The sequence below is a fragment of the Methylorubrum sp. Q1 genome, from assembly GCF_004683995.1.
Lineage (GTDB): Bacteria > Pseudomonadota > Alphaproteobacteria > Rhizobiales > Beijerinckiaceae > Methylobacterium.
This window is the reverse complement of sequence record NZ_SRHQ01000001.1, coordinates 341,568-358,712: the sequence shown is the minus strand read 5'-3', so window position 1 is coordinate 358,712 and position 17,145 is coordinate 341,568. Positions and strand designations below refer to the sequence as shown.

Sequence of the window (17,145 nt, the reverse complement as noted above, 5' to 3'; positions counted from 1 at the left end):
GCGTCGCCTGGGTGTCGGCCCTGGCGCTCGTTCCCACGCTCCTCGGCATGAGGCTTGGCGGTTGGGTGCGCGGCCGGATCAGCGAGCCGGTCTTCCAGCGCTGTTTCTTCCTCGGGCTCGTGGGCCTCGGGCTGCATCTCGCCTCGCGGGCCCTGCTCCGACGTGGCAGACGCGTGAAGGTTCATTTCTCCTCGACGGTCTGGCCGTCCGCCTGGACACCGTGCTTCCGGTAAAGCGCATCCTCTGGCCCAGCCTGCCGGCAGGGATCCAGGGCGATGTCAAAGGCTGGCCCGGTATGGGGGCGGCCAGGCGCTGGTGGATACGAGAGCAAGAAACGGAGTGCCTCCGCGGTTCGACCGTGCTCTCCTTCCGCGAAACGGGAGATCTCCGATGCCGTCGATCCGAGTTGGCTGCTGCTTGGCCGCGTTGCTCGCGGGACCGGCCGTCGCGGCTGAACCCATCGTGCTGGAAGGGGGTGCCTACGAGGTCGAGGTGAAGCTCGAACTGCCCCATCTGGATGAGATAACCGGCAAGAAGGTGGCCCGGCTCTGCCTCACCCCGGAGGCCAACGGCAACAACCACGGCATCGCGGTACTGAGCGATAACAACCCGCTGGCCCGTTGCCCCGTCTCGAACGTCCACCAGGACGGGAACGAGCTCACCTTCGACACAGCTTGCGAGGGCAAGAACTCGGCGCACGCGAGCGTGCGCTACCTGCTGGCGCCGACCTCATTCCGCGGCCGCAACGCCATGCAGATGGGCGGCAAGAACATGACCATGACCGAGGTCCAGTCAGGATGTCAGCGCGGGCGCTTCAGCAGCCAGTCGTGGATCAGCTTGGTCTTGTGGGTGGCCGCGCCACCGGCCCCACTGAAGGCGGGCCGCAAGCCGGCGCGCTAATCGGTGTCGCGGCCGGCGTAGCGAACGCAATCTTCAACGCGACGGGGAAACACGTTCGGGATCTACCTATCACTCTGGACAAACTCCTGTAGGTTCGAGCGCACGTGGTGCTACACGGCGCCGCCCGCACCTGGCGCGAGCAGAGCAGCCAGCCCGGGCGCTACTCGAAGGCGGGCGTGGTCACGATCGATCTCGTGTCGCTGACCGCCTCGCAGCGTGACCTGACCGGCTGGCTTTGGACCGGGCTGATTGAGAGGATCAGCCAGGACCGAAGGAGTCGGACATGCGGCGAGGACAGAAGACGAGCGCGGAGCAGGTCGTTTTGAAGCTGCGCCAGATCGAGGTGCAGACAGCTCAGGGCAAGAGTTTGGCGTTGGCGTGCAAGGAGGCGGAGATCTCCGAGCAGAGCTATTACCGCTGGCGCAAGGAGTTCGGCGGCCTGCAGGTCGATCAAGCCAGGAAGATGAAGGACCTAGAGCGCGAGAACGCTCGCTTGCGGCGGCTTGTGGCTGACCTATCCCTGGAGAAGCAGGTGCTGGCGGACGTCGCCTCGGGAAACTTGTAGCCCCCGAGCGACGCCGGCAGGCGGTCGACGGCATTCGGGAGAAGTACGGCCTCTCGGAACGTCACGCTTGCCGGATCGTCGGCCAGCACCGCGGCACGCAACGCTACGTGCCGACCGTGCTGGCCGACGAGGATGATCTGACCCGCGCCGTCATTGCCCTGGCGTCCGAGTACGGACGCTATGGCTACCGCCGCGTCACCGCGCTGCTGCAGGCAGATGGCTGGCAGGTGGGCAAGGATCGGGTTCAGCGCATCTGGCGTCGCGAGGGGCTGAAGGTCCCCAGCCGACATAGACCCCGCAGCCGCCTCTGGCTGAACGACGGCTCGTGCGTGCGACTACGGCCGCTTCGCCGCAATCACGTCTGGAGCTTCGACTTCGTACAGGCCCAGACGCACGATGGGCGAAGCCTCCGCATCCTGACGCTGATCGATGAGCACAGCCGGGCATGCCTCGCGCTGAAGGTGGCGCGGCGCATCAACAGCCTCGGTGTGATCGAGGCGCTGGCCGACGCCATGTGCCTGCATGGCATCCCGGAGCACATCCGCTGCGACAATGGCCCTGAGATGATCTCGAAAGCACTGCGCAAATGGGTCGCCAAAGCTGGCTCGCAAATCCAGTACATCGCGCCGGGCTCGCCGTGGGAGAACGGGTACTGTGAGAGCTTCAACGGTAAGCTGCGGGACGAGTGCCTGCGCCAAGAAATCTTTTACTCGCTCAAGGAAGCCCAGGCCGTGATCGCCCTTTGGCAGAACACCTACAACCGCGTCCGGCCGCACTCGTCCCTGGGCTACCGGCCACCCGCGCCCGTCAGCTTCCCCCACCTGGCCTTCCGGCTACCCATGGCAGCGGCCATGCAGTAGCCTCTCACTCGGCTCGGTCCAAAATATCGGTCAGGTCATCGCTTGGAGGACGTTTCGGCCCTGCGGAGTGGAGCGCCAACGAGCGGTTGGTTTCCACAGTCTTCGGCGTGCAGCAGCAGCTAGTGGATTTCATGATGAAACATGAGTACTCTAATCAGTACTTCCGTATTGACGCAGAAACGTCGGCAGAGCACGCCATTGATCTAGGGCTTGATATTGCGGACAAAGAGCGCCGGGAGACGCTTCAGGGACTTGCAGAAGAAGCTTACCAGCGTGTCTGCACCAATCCTGCGATCTTGAAGGCTCTCGCACATCGTCCTGAGCCACCGGAGTTCGTCAAACAGATGGCACCGAGGGCGTAGTTGCAGTCCGAAGGGCCGCGGCGCTTTCTCGCGCTTGCGCCGCCATGACGATAGTGCCGGTGATTGCTGCGGCCATGCCAGGGGACCACCGTGCTCGTTCCGGCGAAGGGGCAAGCGCAAGCGTCGCTTCGCGACCCCTTCACCTCCACTGCGCGCGGTGGTCTCCGGAACCCAGGTCGGCTCCGAGGGACGGTCTCTTTTCGATCCCACCAAGGGACGGAATTTAGCTGCGCACGCCGCGCCCGGAGATCATAACGTCTTCGACGTGACGGTAGCGGGCGAGCTGCTCCCGCAGACCGCGCACCTCGGCTCTGAGGGCGGCGTTTTGCTGCTCAAGTTGCAGGATGCGGCGGTCCCGCCTGTCGGTCTGTGGCTTTGCCTCGGCTTCCTCGGCGGCCGGCTCGCCGGTTCCAAGGCGGCCGACGGCCTCTTCGAGGAGCGCCCTGGCGGCGGGGTTCTTGTAGAGGGTCTGCCGATCGAACCCGCAGGCGATCGCGATGGCCGAGAGGTTGATCCGACCATTTCGGGTCGGGAGTGGCTCTCCGGCAGCTTCGAGGCCATCGAGCCAGGCGCGGAGGGCCGCGACGTGCCGCTCCCCGATCTCGCGTCCGGATGCTCCGCTCATTTCTTCGTCGGCTGACGCGGCACGTGCTGGGGCATCGGGAGTCCCTTCTTCGCACGCAACTCGAGATCCGTCTGCCCCCTGTCTATCTCGTCCCAGGCCTCGTCGAGCATCTCGACCGTGATGTTCCGGGAATGGGCGCTCTTCTGCCAGACCCGCAGGCGTCGCGTGAGCTTCTCGTTCTCGGCCTGCAGGTCAGCGATGGTTGCAAGCAGCCTCGCGCGGGTGCGCTTCTCGTCGGCTCGTTCCGGATACCTGGGCATTCGGTTCCGTCCGGCGCTCAACTCCGCCGTGCGCTTGGCGAAGGCGGCCGCGATCTCGGGAATGCGTGCGAGGCCACTCCGGCTCCAAGTCCAATAATAGGTGGCGTACCCCTTCGCCACGACGTTCTCCCAGCTCAACGGGAGCTTCGGGTCGTCGGGCCAGACGGCGATCTCTGCCGCGAACCACTGGCGGAGTTCGGCCGTCAGCTGACGGCGCTGGCGAGGCGGCTGCTTCTTCGGGGCCGAGGGAAGACCCGCTTTCCGGCGCATGTTGCGAGGGCTCCCGGCGTACGGGATCAACCTCGGCGATTCCTTCTTTAGGAACGGTGCACACGGACGCACTTGTTCCTTCGGCGCCTGCGTCTGCATGACGTCGCTCCTTCCGAGTTGACGATGGAAGGGAGCCGCGGAGCGGCTAAGGGCGCATCACGATCGCGTCGTGGGCATGGAGGCCTCCTTCGCCGACCGCGTCGGCGATCTCGGGGAAGAGTGCGAGGTGTCCGCGCTCGAACGGTTCGGAGACGATGCCGGCAGCGACGCCGGCGACCGCGGCCGCCTGCTCCGCGAGCCGAGCCGCCGTAGGGTCGTCGGCGACATGGCGCGCCTCGACGGCGGCGAGGACGGCGAAAGCCCTGGGATCGAGTGCCGCTACGGGAGCCGGCGAGCCGTCCCGACCCACCGCCAGCAGCGGGACGGCTTCCGGGACCTCGACGGCCCATCGAAGGGCATTGATCTCGTCCTCTCCGACGCCGACGTGGCTCATGTGCCGAACCCAGCCATCGAGAACGTCCTCGGACAACATCCGCAGCACGATGCCACGTCCGAGTACGAGGCGGTCGCCGTCCGGCTCCACGGGTCCGAAGATCTTGCGGGAGGCGACCGCATCGAACAGCCGCTGGTCACGGACGAACAGCTCCGTCGGCAGCAGGTCGAAATCGGGTTCGTCCTCGGAGCCGACCGTGGGCATCCGAATGCGCGCGCGGACCCCGTAGGCGGCCAGGGCTGCTGCGCCGCCGATGCGGAAGTGGCCGGCGCCGAAGCCTTCGGCGTGGAGCTCGCGGAGGAACCGCGCAGTCAGGCTGGACAGGCGTCCGAGCCGCAGCACCTTGAGCACGCGCCCGTGGATCTCCAGGCGCTCTTGAACTCGAGCGAGCCGCTCGCGGGACCGATCACGACCCTCGCGGAACTCCGCCATCCGACGTTCCGTCTCTTCGGAGCGCGGCCCGAGCGAGCGCGTGCGCTGCCGGTTGCCCTCGTAGCGGAGGTTCACCGTGTGGACGAGGTAGTCCAGGCCGGCGTTGGTCTTCCAGCCGAGGCTCCCATCGTAGCGGGCGGCTTCGGCAGAGATCTTTTCGTAGGCGGACCAGAGCGTCTCGAGCCTGCCGAGCGCTTCACCCTCGTCGAGGCCGAACTCCTCAAGTTCCTGCATGGGTGTACCATATAAAATCTGCTGCCAGATTATTTATGGTAAAAGCGATTCGCAAGTGGCGCCGTCGGCCTACCGGCCTGCATGTCGGACGGACAAGGGGGCGACGCCGCGGCTCCTCATCCAGCAGGGCTGGCAGTTCCAGTTCCAGGATCGGAGAGCGTCGCGATTTCCGGCGTTCCGCCGAGAGAGCGGTGCCTCCGGTCTTCTCCGACATCGAGGAGCTTCTCCGGGCAACATTGCCGGCGTCGCAACGAGCTTAGAGCAACCCGGCGTGCAAGACAGCAAAGCGCCCGGGACGCTCGATGTCGGCTGCAAAGCGCCAGGACGCCTGGGAGACGGGGAGGTGGATATACTCCCGCTCAGGGTCCGGTAGCCGCCGGGCGTGAGGGCCGAAGCGACAGGTCGAACGGCTTCGCTCTGCGACGCCTACGAGAGGAGTTCGGCCTCCTCCAGCAGGCCCCGACGCGCGGGCTCGGGATCAATCTGTACCAGAGTGCCGTCCTCGATCGACGCGTCGTCGTGCGTGGCGAGCATCCGCCGGTAGCCGGCGGCCATCCGGCGATGGTGCTCGACGTAGTTGCTGGCGCCGTACGTCCCGTCGTCCATCTCGGCCGTGGCGCGCGCGATCAGAGTTACCTCGTCCTCGAGCAGTACCTCGATCCGCTCACGGTGGACTGGATCGCCCTTGATGATCGCGCAGTCCCGGCAATCCGCGCAGGCGCCGTGGTGCGGGCAAGGCGCGGTCGCCCAGTCGTGCACGCACAGCCCGATCTCGGTGGTGTGGATCGTGGCCAGATGCACCAGGGAGAAGGCCGAGCGCTCGACCGGTGGCAGTCCTGCGTAGGTGTCGGCGACCGGACCCTGCATCTTTCCTTGCGCGAGCAACGCCCTCGCCTTCTCGGCAAGCTTGTAGCCCGGTTCGTGGTCGTAGGCCGCGTTCGTCTGGATGTCGGTGCGCCCGGACCACTTCGCACGCTCGATTTCCCCGAGGCCACCCTCCGCGGCGACCGTGTTGACGAAGTGTCGAACCTGATGGGTCTTCAGGACGTAGTGTCGGCCGTCAGCATCCCGGAGGTCGAAGCGTTCGAACACCGACTGGACGCCGGGCCGGCTCTGCAGGAAGTCCGTGACGTGGCCGTAATCGACGACCTCGACGATCGAGGCGATCGTCTCCCTGGCGGAGCTGAAGCAGTTGCGCTGCACCAGGAGCAGGTACTCTGAGCGCTCCATGGGGGCGTCGCCCTGGATCGGCTGGTGCTGCCTGAGGAGCGCCGCCTCGACGTCGCCCACCCTGTACCGCCACTTCCGCTCCGTCGAGCAGGGCGAGCGCGGGATGCCGAAGCGGCGCGCGAGCGGCGCGACCAGCTTGACGGCTGGCAGGCCGAGGGCCTCGCGCAGCTCCTCGCGGTTCAGGACGCGGTCCGGAGAGAGGCGATAGGGCTCGGCGAGCCAGGCGCGGCCGGGATTGGCTTCCATCCATTTTGCGACCGTGCGCGCGTCGGCGGTCAGCTCCCGGATCTGCTTGATCGCCCGGCGGGCGACATCGACCATCGCCGTCGGGATCCACTTGATGTCGGCGACGAAGCCCTTGGAACCGCGGTAGCCGATGCCGTAGCGCACGACTTGGTTGCCGTCGGCGTCGAGGACGGGGCGGCCGTTCCGAGTGGCCGGCTCGAACACCTCGCAGTCGACGGGCAGCCGGAGGATGTCGTTGATCCGCCAGGGCGCGCAGGGGAGAAGTTCGACGATCCGCATGCGAAGGACGTCCTTGGGCGTCGTCACGAGCTGCGAGGCCTTCGCCAGCGCCGCCAGGGCGCCCTCTGCGGGCATCCGCCTGTCCTCACCGTCGTCGGAACGGACGTCCTGCGGGCGAGGCGCCGTGTTCCTGAAGTCGATCCTGTGCGGCGTGATGCCGGCATCGGTCATGATCTTCCCGAACTTCTGGAGGTTCACGCCGACCTCGTAGGGCGCGCCGGCCTCGGTCCGCCGCGTCCTGGAGATGTCCAGGGCGCGCTTGAAGGTGGAGGTCGAGAAGAGGCATGGATCGTGGCCGACGTCCGACGAGGCCTCGTGGAGCATGCGGGCGACGGCGATCGTGCGGCGGTGCTTGTTGATCTGCGAGGGCTTCTTCGCGTGATCGAGGCGGACCACGGTCTTGAGGAAGTCGCCGAACCGCTTGTCCAGCGCACGACCGCCCGGATCGATGGAGGTCGAGTGCACCGTAAAGGCGAGCTCGCCGACGGCGGAGCCGCCGGGCAGGTTCGTGCGGGTCGGGACCTTCCAGATCGTGTCGTCGAAAACGATGTCCCCGAACGCGTCGGACAGGCGTCCGGCCTCGACGAAGCGCTCGTAGTTCTGCCTGGGGGTCTGTCCGAGCGTCGCCATGACGGCGCTGCGGACGCGGGAGACGCGATGGCGGCGGACGGTGCGGATCATCGGGCGGCCTCCGGATCTGCGGCGTCGCGCGCACGCTTCGCGTCCTCGCAGAGGCGGACGACGTCGGCGACCGCGAGGATCGTGTTGTCGGTCATGGTGACGAGGCGGCCGTCGAGGCCGCGCTCGCGGCGCTCCTCGCGCTGGCGCAGGAGTCCGTCGAGGACCTGGGTGTGCGGACCTTCGACCCAGGGCTGGAAGCGGATGCAGGTGTAGCAGGCGACAGGCGCGGCGAGGCCGCAGAAGGAGAGGCTCCCGCAGGTGCCGAGCCCCTCCTCCTTGGACGGCCCGGCCCCGAAGATGCGGCTCGCCCGGGTGTCGCCGCGGACGGCCTCGGCCTCGGATCCGACGAGCATGCCCAGGAAGGCCTGGGCCATCGGCGCGAGTTCCATCGCCATGGCCGCGTCGAGCTTCTCGACGAGCTCGCCGCGGAGATTCAGGTACGCACGGATGGTCTGCAGGTCCTTGTGGTCGAGCAGATCCTTGACGACCTCGGCCGAGGCCCCCTCGCGCAGCAGGCGGGTCGCGAAGGTGTAGCGGAAGCGGCGGGGGCCCGCCTTCAGCGTCTCTCCGGTCCGAGGCGACCGGACGCCCAGGGCGACCACCGTCCTCATGACGAGACGGCTGATCAGGGCCGACGACCGGTGCATCGCGTAGGCGTGCTGCGGACGGCCGACGAGCCTCGCATCCGGCTTCGTCCGCGGGAAGAGGGCCTTGCCGTATCGATCGTCGTCCCACGGATGCGCCTTCCGCGCGGCGGCGTTCGCCGCGATCAGCTCCTCGACCAGCGTGGCCGAGGGCTCGTCGAGCTTGCGGGTCTTGAACTGGGTACGGCCGAAAGCATCCTTGCCCTTGATCCTCGGGACGGACAGCTCGGGATGCCTGCCGTCGACCCGGCGGAAGTCCTCCTCGCGCATCATCGAGAGCATGCGCGGGTTCGGCCCGAGTACGATGCAGAGCCAGACCGCGACGAGCCCCTGGATCGGCACGGCGCCCGCCTCGCGGGCGGCCGCCAGCGCCTGGAGCAAGGCCGTGGTCTCGGCATCGTCGAGCGGGCCGCCCTTGGGATCCCGGGTCAACACGGCGACGGCCTTCGGACCGCCGCCGATCGAGATCGCATCGACGATGCTTGCGCTCGTCCGGTTGACGCCCGAGCCCTCCCGCTTGGCGCAGAAGCGGTACCATCGCTGCAGATGGCTGAGCTCGCCGCGGGTGAACTTCGCGACGTCACGGGCCTCGTAGAAGAACGACTGGTTGAGGTCGGCCCTGTTCAAAGAGATCACAGGGTGCGACCACAGCCTAAACGCCCGCAGCGTCTTGAGGCGGGCGATGGCGTTGAAGTGGTTCGCCACGTTGCTGGCCGAGGTCGAGAGAAGATCGACGATGAAGTCCGCAGTGGCCTCGACCATCCCGCGATGGGAGAACTCCAGGGACGCCCAGTCCAGCCTGAGTTCGGGATGGGCGAAGTCGTTCAGCTGCCAGATCGGTCGGTCCAGGAAAACCTCCTTTCCATAGTAGTCGCCGGGATGCGTCTCCCGCGGCGCGGGCACCACGATGGGGATATGCCGCTTCGGCGGACCCTTCAGGGGGGCGTTCATGACCGGGCTGCTCCCTGGGCGCTGAGGTTCTGGAGCTTGAGCAGGAACTCGTGCGCCTTCGTCTGGACGAAGCGCTTCCTGTAGTGCTCGCCCTGATCGGAGGTCGGGCTCCAACCGTTGAGGAAGTTGCGCATCCGCGTCTCGACCGCCGGGCGCAGCAGGTCCTCCGGTAGACCGTCCATCATCTCGGAGAGGCGGTCGTTGAAGGTGTGGCGCAGCTTGTGCGCCGTCAGCCAGTCGGGGATCCCTTCGACCTGTCGCAGGGCGATGAAGATGGACTCGACCGTGTTGGCCGCGATGGGTCTGCCAAGTTCCGACACGAACACGTAGGGGTTCCGCTTCGCGCCGGGATAGAGCCCTGGCTTGTTCCGGTGTCCGGTCATCCAAGTCGAGAGGACGTGCGCGAGCGGTCCGGAAATCGGGAGGCGCCGCGCCTTCGTCTTGGACGCGGGCGGGCGGCTGCGCGTGTCGTCCGGATCGTTGTGGCGGCGATGGATCTCCACCGCAGGCGCTGGGCCGAGGGCGTGGAGGTCCCGTCCCTTGAGGCCGAGGATCTCGCCGTTGCGCGCTCCGATCTCGTAGAGGGTCAGGATCAGCGCGAAGTTCCTGTACTGGTGGCGCTCCTCGAACGGGTTGGTCTCGCTCCCGGGCGTGATCGCCTGCAGCAGCGCGGCGCGCTGTTCCTCGTCGAGCCCCATCACGTCCTGCTCGATGTCCCGTCCGATGCCCGAGAGCAGGGTCTCGCAGAAGCGATCGAGCCCATCGCCCGCCATCGCGTAGAGGTGCGCCGACGCGTCGGACGCGTCCGGCCTCGCGAGCCGCTGCATGGCTTCGCCAGCGCGCCATCGGACGTAGTCGCGTACGGCGCGGCAGCGGGCGTCCCAGTAGCCGTTGCCGACCGGGCGGCGGTGGCCGGTCGCCTCGCCGGAGGCGTCGTACCTGAGTCGGGCCTGAAGGTTCTTGGTCTCGGCGTAGGAGAAGAACTCGAAGGTCGCGATGCGCTCCTCTATGTCGATGCCCTTCTCCGCCGCCCAGTTGAAGGCGATGACGATGGCCGACATCGTCCGCTTCTGGGTCGCGTACGCTCTGCCTGCGTCCCGCACCTCGTAGGCGTGGAACAGGTTCGCCCACCAGACCGGCATGCCGACCCGGTCGACGACCGTGACGATCCTCTCGCCGGGCAGCATCTCGTGGGTCTTCAGGCGCCAGGGCCGAGGTTCGGAATAGGGCGTGGGCATCGGAGCGATCCGTCGTTCCGCAGAAGACTGACTCGCGGCAGCGGACGGAAACAAGCCATCGCCACAGTGGACGCCGGAACGGAAGAAGCACTGAACTAAGGTTATGATTTGGCAGAAGAATTTCGATGCAGTGGACGCGTAAGCGTTCTGGGCGTTCCGAAATCGAGACAAATCGGGAACTTACGGCACCCGAGCTGCGGACATCCGATGAAAATCGTTCGATAGCAGAGGCTTATGTCCGATAGTGGACACGGAACAGGCTGCGGGGATTCTGCCGTCGCGTAGCCCCCGAAAGCCGGGAAGCCATCAAATGCGGCAGCAGAGTGGATGGGGATGACCGTCAGCCGGACTCAAGTATCGGAAATGGAAAGTGAATCCCGTCGGAGTGGACGTTTGCGCCGGCGTATCCGGGATCGCAGCTCCTGAACTCGTCGCCGACGCGCTCCCGAAAGGAGCTCGTCCACTAAATACGATGCCGAAACAATGAGTTGACGGCGTTAGTAGACGGAGATGCGTTGATTGGGGTTTTGTTTTTGAAAATAGTGGACGCCGAAACGCAAGAGGCCAGCGCTAACGCACTGGCCTCGTTGGTGAATCCCGATGTAGTGGACGCCGATATGTTGACTGGGGTTCAGAACGGGATGTCGTCGTCGAGATCGTAGTTCGGCTTGGCGCCGCCGCTGCCCGAGGCCGGCCGGCGATCGCCGCCGCCGCCGCCGCCGGAGCGGCTCGAGCCGTAATCGTCGCGCCCGCCGCGGTCGCCGCCGCGATCACCCCCCCGGTCGCCGCCGCGGCTGATCTGGCCGCCGCCCTCGTCCTCGCCGGCGAAATCGCCGCCGCCGCCGCCCCGGCCGTCGAGAATCGTCATCTCGCCACGGAAGCGCTGAAGCACCACCTCGGTGGTGTACTTCTCCGCGCCCGACTGGTCGGTCCACTTGCGGGTCTGGAGCTGGCCCTCGATGTAGACCTTCGAGCCCTTGCGCAGATACTGCTCCGCAACGCGGGCGAGGTTGTCGTTGTAGATCACGACCGAGTGCCACTCGGTCTTCTCCTTACGCTCGCCCGACGCCTTGTCCTTCCAGGACTCCGACGTCGCGATGCGCAGGTTCACCACGGGATCGCCCGAGGACAGACGCCGGGTCTCGGGATCGCGCCCGAGATTGCCGACCAGAATCACCTTGTTGACGCTGCCCGCCATCTCATCTCTCCATCCGGTCCGATCTCACAGGGCATTCTACGGCACGCCCGCGATGGCCGCGACTCTTGAGCGTGCCGCCTCGTCTCGGCAAGCCGTCCGGGGCCTTTGTGCCCGCTAACCACCGCGTGCCGTCGCCGCCACGAATGTTCTATCTCTGTTCTTGTTGCGCGACAAGCGGCTTACGCGGCAAGCGGCGCCCGTCGAAGCTCGGTTTCGTTCAGGAGACCTTCACGACGAGCTTACCGAAATTGGCGCCCCGCAGCATCCCGGCGAAGGCGGCCGGCGCGTTTTCCAGGCCCTCGACCACGTCCTCGCGCGCCTTGACCCGCCCGGCGCGCAGCCAGCCGCCGACGTCGCGCACGAAATCGCCCTGCATCGCGGCAAAATCCCAGACGATGAAGCCGCGCAGCGTCAGCCGCTTGGTCAGGATGGCGCGCATCAGCACCGGCGAGCGGTCGGGGCCGGGGGGCAGTTCGCTCAGATTGTAGCCCGAGACGAGGCCGCAGACCGGCACCCGCGCGAAGTCGTTGAGAAGCGGCAGCACCGCGTCGAACACCGCCCCGCCGACATTCTCGAAATACACGTCGATCCCATCGGGGCAGGCGCGGGCCAGCGCGTCGGGGAAGTCGGCGGCGCGGTGGTCGACCGCCGCGTCGAAGCCGAGCGTCTCGGTCAGGTAGGCGCATTTCTCCGCGCCCCCGGCGATGCCGACGGCCCGCGCGCCCTTGATGCGGGCGATCTGGCCGACGAGGGAGCCGACCGGTCCCGCGGCGGCGGCCACCACCACGGTCTCCTTCGGCTGTGGCCGGCCAATCTCCAGAAGCCCGGTATAGGCGGTCATGCCGGGCATGCCGAGGATTCCGAGGAATTGGCTCGGCGGCCCGTCGGCGGGGTCGATGCGCTGCAGATTCTTTCCGTCCGAGACGGCGAATTCCTGCCAGCCGGCATTGGCCAGCACGAGATCGCCCTCGGCGAAGGCCGGATTCTCCGAGGCGACCACCTCGCTCACCGTCTGCCCGACCATGGTCTCGCCGATCTCGACGGGCTTGGCATAGGATTTCGCGGCACTCATCCGCCCGCGCATATAGGGGTCGAGGGAGAGCCAGCGGGTCCGAAGCAGCACCTCGCCCTGTTGCGGCGTGGGCGTGCGCCCCTCTTCCAGGCGAAAATGTTCGGGCTTCGGCTCGCCGTGTGGGCGCGCGGCCAGCACGATCCGACGGTTGACGACTGCCATGAAGCCCTCCGGGGTTTGTTCGGGGTGGAACCGGGCAGATGGGTCGCGCGCTGGTTCCGGCAATGCATGGCGGCACAACCGCGGAGGTTCGCGATGGCGTGGAAGACGGTGGCCGTGACGGCGGCGATGCTGGCGGTGGGGGGCGCCGCCGCAGCGGCGGGGGGCGATCCGCTCTCGGGCTATCGCTGGAAATCGCGGGTGCTGGTGCTGGCCGCGCCGGATGCCGATGACGCGCGGTTGCAGGCGCAGCGACAGGCGCTGGCATCGGCGCGGACGGGCGCGTCCGAGCGCGATCTCGTCACGCTCGAGGCGGTGGGGAAGGGTGCGGAGGCATCGGCCTTGCGCCGGCATCTCGGCCTTCCGGACAACGCGTTCCGGGCGGTGCTCGTCGGCAAGGACGGCGGCGCCAAGCTGACCTCGGAGGAGCCGATCCCGCCGCAGCGCCTGTTTTCCACCATCGATGCCATGCCGATGCGGCAGGACGAGGCGAAGCGGCGCTGACCCACACGAGAAGAAGGGGCCGCGAGCGACCCCTTCCTTGTCTTCGATGCGATCAGTAGCAGCGCTCGACCAGAACGCGGCGATAGCCGTAGGGCGTCCAGGTCAGGCGCGGGACGGTGTAGCAGCCACCACCGGCGAAATACGGGTCGTAGCCCACCGTCGTGTAGCCGTAGGGGCCACCCCAGCCGCCGTAACCACCCCAGCCACCATAGCCGCCGTAGAGGCCGCCCGCGGCGAGGCCCAGACCGAGCCCGAGACCGACGCCACCCAGGCCGATGCCACGCCGGTAGCCCCAGCCGCCGCCCCGCCAGCCGCCATATCCGCCGCGCCAGCCGCCGAAGCCGGCACCGCGATAGAAACCGCCCCGGCCGGCAAATCCGCCGCCGAAGCGCGGGCCGCCAAACCCACCACCGCGGAAACCGCCGCCGGCGAAGCCGCCGCGGAAGCCACCGCCGCCGAACCCACCACCGCGGAAGCCGCCGCCACCGAACCCGCCGCCGCGGAAGCCGCCGCCACCGAAGCCCGGACGGGCATCGGCGGTGGCCGGGATCATCATCAGCGCGCTTGCCATCACCGCCGATGCCAGAACAACCCGTTTCATCAGATCGTCTCCACCCGAGAGAGAAAGTGCTCCCCTGTTGGCTTTGAACGTGTGACGGGAAAAATCGGTCCCTGCGACCTCTGGTCCCAAACATCTTGTGATGACGCCGCGAACGACCCGGTCTGTCGTGCCGGCTGCTTGAATGCTGCCATGCTTTCGCGCGAGGAGGGCGGATACGGCCGTGCCTGCCCCGCAGGGGCCGCCTCTTCAGGAACCGCCCGTCCGTGATGCGCCGCCTCGCCGTTCCCGCTCTCGCCGCCGCCTTGGTCTCCGGCTTCGTTCTCGGGCCGCTCGCACCCGTGCCTGTCCGGGCGCAGCCGGCGCCCGTCGCCAAGGGGCCGTGCCAGGGGGTCGAGTTCGAAGGGCAGCCCTACACGGTCTGCACCGTCGATCTGCGGCGCGAGCGCGTGCGGCTGTTCTGGCTCGGAACCGACGGGTTGCCCTACGGTTCGCTGTCGAGCCTCGCCGAGCGCCAGGGCCCGCGCCTCAGCTTCGCGATGAACGCCGGCATGTACGACAAGGGGCAGGCCCCGGTCGGGCTCTACGTCGAGGACGGGCGCGAGTTGAAGGGCGCCTCCACCGCCAACGGGCCGGGCAACTTCCACCTCAAGCCGAACGGCGTCTTCTACGTGAAGGGCGACCGGGCTGGCGTGCTCGATACCGGACGCTACTTGCGCGCCAAGCCGGCGCCCGATTTCGCCACGCAATCGGGGCCGATGCTGGTGATCGAAGGCAAGATTCACCCGAAGATCTCGGCGGACGGCCCGAGCCAGAAGATCCGCAACGGCGTCGGCGTGCGCGACGGCGGACACGTCGCGGTGTTCGCGATCTCGGAGCGCCCGGTGACCTTCGGCGCCTTCGCCCGCCTGTTCAAGGACAGCTTCGGCTGCCGCAACGCCCTGTTCCTCGACGGCAGCGTCTCGAGCCTCTACGCACCGGGCCTCGGCCGCTCCGACCTCAGCCGGCCGCTCGGGCCGCTGGTGGGTGCGGTGGGGCGGTAGGACGCCGTCCTGCCACCCCGCGCCGGCCCTACCGCTGCCCGAAGGCCGAGCTCTTGAACAGATCCTTGTACTGGTGCGGCTGGCTGCGCCAGTACTGCTTGGGTGCCCGCACCTGCGCCCCGAGTTCGGCCGCGGCGTGCCAGGGCCAGCGGGGATCGTAGAGCATCGCGCGGGCGAGCGAGACCGCGTCGGCCTTGCCCTCCGCCAGGATGGCTTCCGCCTGGCGCGGCTCGGTGATGAGGCCGACCGCGATGGTGGTGAGCCCGGTCTCCGCCTTGATCCGCTCGGCGAAGGGCACCTGATAGCCCGGCCCGACCGGGATCTTCTGCGCCGTCGAGAGGCCGCCGGTGGAGACGTGGATGGCGGCTGCGCTGCGGCGCTTGAGGGCGCGGGCGAGTTCCACCGTCTCGTCGAGGGTCCAGCCCGCCTCGACCCAATCGGTCGCCGAGACCCGCATCCAGACCGGCTTGCCCGCGGGCACGACCTCGCGCACCGCCTCGAAGCATTCCAGCGGAAACCGCATCCGGTTCTCCAGGCTGCCGCCGTAGTGGTCGTCCCGCCGGTTGGAGAGCGGCGAGAGGAACTGGTGCAGCAGGTAGCCGTGGGCGCCGTGCAGTTCGACGGCGTCGATGCCGAGGCGCATGGCGCGCTTGGCCGTGGCGACGAAGCCGTCGCGCACCCGCTTCAACCCGCCCGCGTCGAGGGCGTGCGGCGGCACCTCGCCCTCCGCGTGGGGGACCGCCGAGGGTGCCTCGGTCCGCCAGCCGTCGGGGGCGTCCGGGGCGATTTGCGCGCCGCCTTCCCAAGGCGCGCGGCTCGACGCCTTGCGGCCGGCATGGTTGATCTGGATCGCCACCGGGATCGGCGCATAGCCGCGCACCGCGTCGAGCACGCGGGCCAGGGCCCGCTCGGTGGCGTCGTCGTAGAGGCCGAGATCGCCGGGTGAGATCCGCGCCTCGGGCGAGACCGCCGTCGCCTCCAGGGTCAGGAGCCCGGCGCCCGACTGCGCGAGCTGGCCGAGATGCATCAGGTGCCAGTCGGTCGCCGCGCCGGCCAGCGCCGAATACTGGCACATCGGCGCAATGAGGATGCGGTTCTCGAGCTCCAGGTCGTCCAGGCGCAGGGGCTCGAACAGGCGGGCTGACATCGGCAGGCTCCGGTCGCGGTGGCGGCGATTGGCGGCCTATCTGGGATACGCTGCCCCCGGCCGCCAGCCCGAAACCGCGCATGGGACGCCTGAGATCCTTGTTGCAGGCTTCCCCCGGCGGTGGACTCCTCCATCTCACCCGTTGCGTAACGCGGAAGGACCGTTCGGGATGGGATTGCTGGTCGAGGGCGCGTGGCACGACAAGGGCTACGACACTGCCAAGTCCGGCGGGCGCTTCGAGCGCTCGGCCGCCGCCTTCCGGAATTGGGTCACGCCCGATGGCACCCCCGGCCCGACGGGGGAGGGCGGGTTCATCGGCGAGGCGGAACGCTATCATCTCATCGTCGCGCTCGCCTGCCCCTGGGCGCACCGCACGCTGATCGTCCGCCGTCTGAAACGGTTGGAGGCCATCACCGTCTCGGTGGTCTCCCCGTACATGCGCGAGGAGGGCTGGGTCTTCCGGGCCGAGGAGGAGGGCGGGGTGCCGGGCTCGACCGCCGATCCGCTGTTCGGCGCCAAGCGGCTCTACGAGATCTATGTCCGGGCCAAGCCCGACTATTCCGGCCGCGTCACCGTGCCGGTGCTATGGGACAAAGAGCGCGAGACCATCGTCTCGAACGAGTCGGCCGAGATCATCCGCATGCTGAACGGCGCCTTCGGTGCGGGCGGGCCGGACCTCTACCCGGAGGCCCTTCGCAGTGCGATCGATGCCGTCAACGAACGCGTCTACGACCGGGTCAACAACGGCGTCTACAAGGCGGGTTTCGCGACAAAGCAGGACGCTTACGAGGACGCCTTCACCGCCCTGTTCTCGGAGCTCGACGCGCTCGAAGACCGGCTCGGCCGGCAGCGCTACCTCTGCGGATCGGTGCTCACCGAGGCCGATATCCGCCTGTTCACCACGCTGGTGCGGTTCGATGCGGTCTATGTCGGGCACTTCAAGTGCAACCGGCAGCGGATTGCCGACTACCCCAACCTCTCGAACTATCTCCGCGACATCTACGCCCTGCCGGGCGTGGCGGAGACGGTGAACCTCGATCAGATCAAGCGCCACTATTACGGCAGCCATCCCGGCATCAACCCGACCGGGATCGTGCCGCTCGGCCCCGAACTCGATTTCGCTGCGCCCAACGATCGCGCCCTGCGCTTCGGCGGTTGAACCCGAACCGACGCAGGAAATATTCCCAGCGACA

General features: G+C 67.9%; 16 protein-coding genes and 1 pseudogene. 7 read left to right on the top strand and 10 right to left on the bottom strand.

Annotated elements, in window-relative coordinates; translation table 11 throughout:
- Positions 1-417: 417 nt before the first annotated feature.
- The 4 genes and pseudogenes from E4V01_RS01480 (at position 418) to E4V01_RS01465 (ending at position 2,687) form a co-directional block, all read left to right on the top strand.
- Positions 418-900: a DUF3617 domain-containing protein gene (locus tag E4V01_RS01480; RefSeq protein WP_371688502.1), complete on the top strand. Its 483-nt coding sequence runs from the start codon at positions 418-420 to the stop codon at positions 898-900.
- A pseudogene (locus E4V01_RS26050) lies at positions 897-992 on the top strand (aldehyde oxidase); the annotation flags it as partial. The gene E4V01_RS01480 and the pseudogene E4V01_RS26050, both read left to right, overlap by 4 nt.
- Positions 993-1,183: 191 nt before the next feature.
- A protein-coding gene (locus E4V01_RS01470) for an IS3 family transposase (protein WP_085985057.1) occupies positions 1,184-2,325 on the top strand; the annotation gives its coding sequence in 2 pieces (ribosomal slippage) (positions 1,184-1,451 and positions 1,451-2,325; 1,143 coding nt in all).
- 86 nt (positions 2,326-2,411) lie between these two features.
- Positions 2,412-2,687, top strand: coding sequence for a hypothetical protein (locus E4V01_RS01465; protein ID WP_135297151.1), 276 nt, complete (start codon positions 2,412-2,414; stop codon positions 2,685-2,687).
- Between the two features lie 223 nt (positions 2,688-2,910).
- On the opposite strand, the gene E4V01_RS01460 is transcribed toward E4V01_RS01465, so the two are convergent.
- The 8 genes from E4V01_RS01460 to E4V01_RS01415 all read right to left on the bottom strand — a co-directional run bounded on the left by E4V01_RS01460 (position 2,911) and on the right by E4V01_RS01415 (position 12,702).
- The gene (locus E4V01_RS01460; protein ID WP_135297150.1) at positions 2,911-3,312 is read right to left on the bottom strand and encodes a DUF6262 family protein; all 402 of its coding nucleotides are present in this window, start codon (positions 3,310-3,312) and stop codon (positions 2,911-2,913) included.
- On the bottom strand, positions 3,309-3,941 hold the full coding sequence (locus E4V01_RS01455; RefSeq protein ID WP_133091132.1) for a hypothetical protein: 633 nt from the start codon (positions 3,939-3,941) through the stop codon (positions 3,309-3,311). Before E4V01_RS01455 ends, E4V01_RS01460 begins: the two co-directional genes overlap by 4 nt.
- 46 nt (positions 3,942-3,987) lie before the next feature.
- Positions 3,988-5,001, bottom strand: a complete 1,014-nt coding sequence (locus tag E4V01_RS01450; RefSeq protein ID WP_135297149.1) for a GSU2403 family nucleotidyltransferase fold protein — start codon at positions 4,999-5,001, stop codon at positions 3,988-3,990.
- Between the two features lie 426 nt (positions 5,002-5,427).
- A complete protein-coding gene (locus E4V01_RS26045) occupies positions 5,428-7,437 on the bottom strand; it encodes a hypothetical protein (protein ID WP_245517381.1) in 2,010 nt (669 codons plus the stop codon).
- A complete protein-coding gene (locus E4V01_RS01435) occupies positions 7,434-9,032 on the bottom strand; it encodes a tyrosine-type recombinase/integrase (RefSeq protein WP_245517380.1) in 1,599 nt (532 codons plus the stop codon). Before E4V01_RS01435 ends, E4V01_RS26045 begins: the two co-directional genes overlap by 4 nt.
- Positions 9,029-10,270 (bottom strand): site-specific integrase, encoded by a 1,242-nt coding sequence (locus E4V01_RS01425; RefSeq protein WP_135297145.1) that lies wholly within the window; start codon positions 10,268-10,270, stop codon positions 9,029-9,031. The genes E4V01_RS01435 and E4V01_RS01425 overlap by 4 nt, the downstream gene beginning before the upstream one ends.
- A 631-nt stretch (positions 10,271-10,901) precedes the next feature.
- Positions 10,902-11,468, bottom strand: a complete 567-nt coding sequence (ssb, locus tag E4V01_RS01420; RefSeq protein ID WP_135297144.1) for a single-stranded DNA-binding protein — start codon at positions 11,466-11,468, stop codon at positions 10,902-10,904.
- Between the two features lie 217 nt (positions 11,469-11,685).
- Entirely contained in the window at positions 11,686-12,702 is a 1,017-nt protein-coding gene (locus E4V01_RS01415; protein WP_060769762.1) for an NADP-dependent oxidoreductase, read from the bottom strand.
- Between the two features lie 93 nt (positions 12,703-12,795).
- On the opposite strand from E4V01_RS01415, the gene E4V01_RS01410 reads away from it, so the two are divergent.
- A complete protein-coding gene (locus E4V01_RS01410) occupies positions 12,796-13,203 on the top strand; it encodes a DUF4174 domain-containing protein (RefSeq protein ID WP_135297143.1) in 408 nt (135 codons plus the stop codon).
- Positions 13,204-13,255: 52 nt separating this feature from the next.
- Here the strand turns inward: E4V01_RS01410 and E4V01_RS01405 are convergent, their stop codons facing one another.
- Positions 13,256-13,804, bottom strand: a complete 549-nt coding sequence (locus E4V01_RS01405) for a hypothetical protein (RefSeq protein ID WP_135297142.1) — start codon at positions 13,802-13,804, stop codon at positions 13,256-13,258.
- Positions 13,805-14,031: 227 nt separating this feature from the next.
- Here E4V01_RS01405 and E4V01_RS01400 point away from each other — a divergent pair, with 227 nt between their 5' ends.
- A complete protein-coding gene (locus tag E4V01_RS01400) occupies positions 14,032-14,805 on the top strand; it encodes a phosphodiester glycosidase family protein (protein WP_135297141.1) in 774 nt (257 codons plus the stop codon).
- Positions 14,806-14,833: 28 nt separating this feature from the next.
- Here the strand turns inward: E4V01_RS01400 and E4V01_RS01395 are convergent, their stop codons facing one another.
- Positions 14,834-15,952 carry an NADH:flavin oxidoreductase/NADH oxidase gene (locus tag E4V01_RS01395; RefSeq protein ID WP_135297140.1) on the bottom strand — a complete coding sequence of 373 codons (1,119 nt, stop codon included), beginning with the start codon at positions 15,950-15,952 and terminating at the stop codon, positions 14,834-14,836.
- A gap of 169 nt (positions 15,953-16,121) precedes the next feature.
- On the opposite strand from E4V01_RS01395, the gene E4V01_RS01390 reads away from it, so the two are divergent.
- On the top strand, positions 16,122-17,111 hold the full coding sequence (locus E4V01_RS01390; protein WP_135297139.1) for a glutathione S-transferase family protein: 990 nt from the start codon (positions 16,122-16,124) through the stop codon (positions 17,109-17,111).
- The last annotated feature ends 34 nt before the right edge of the window (positions 17,112-17,145 follow it).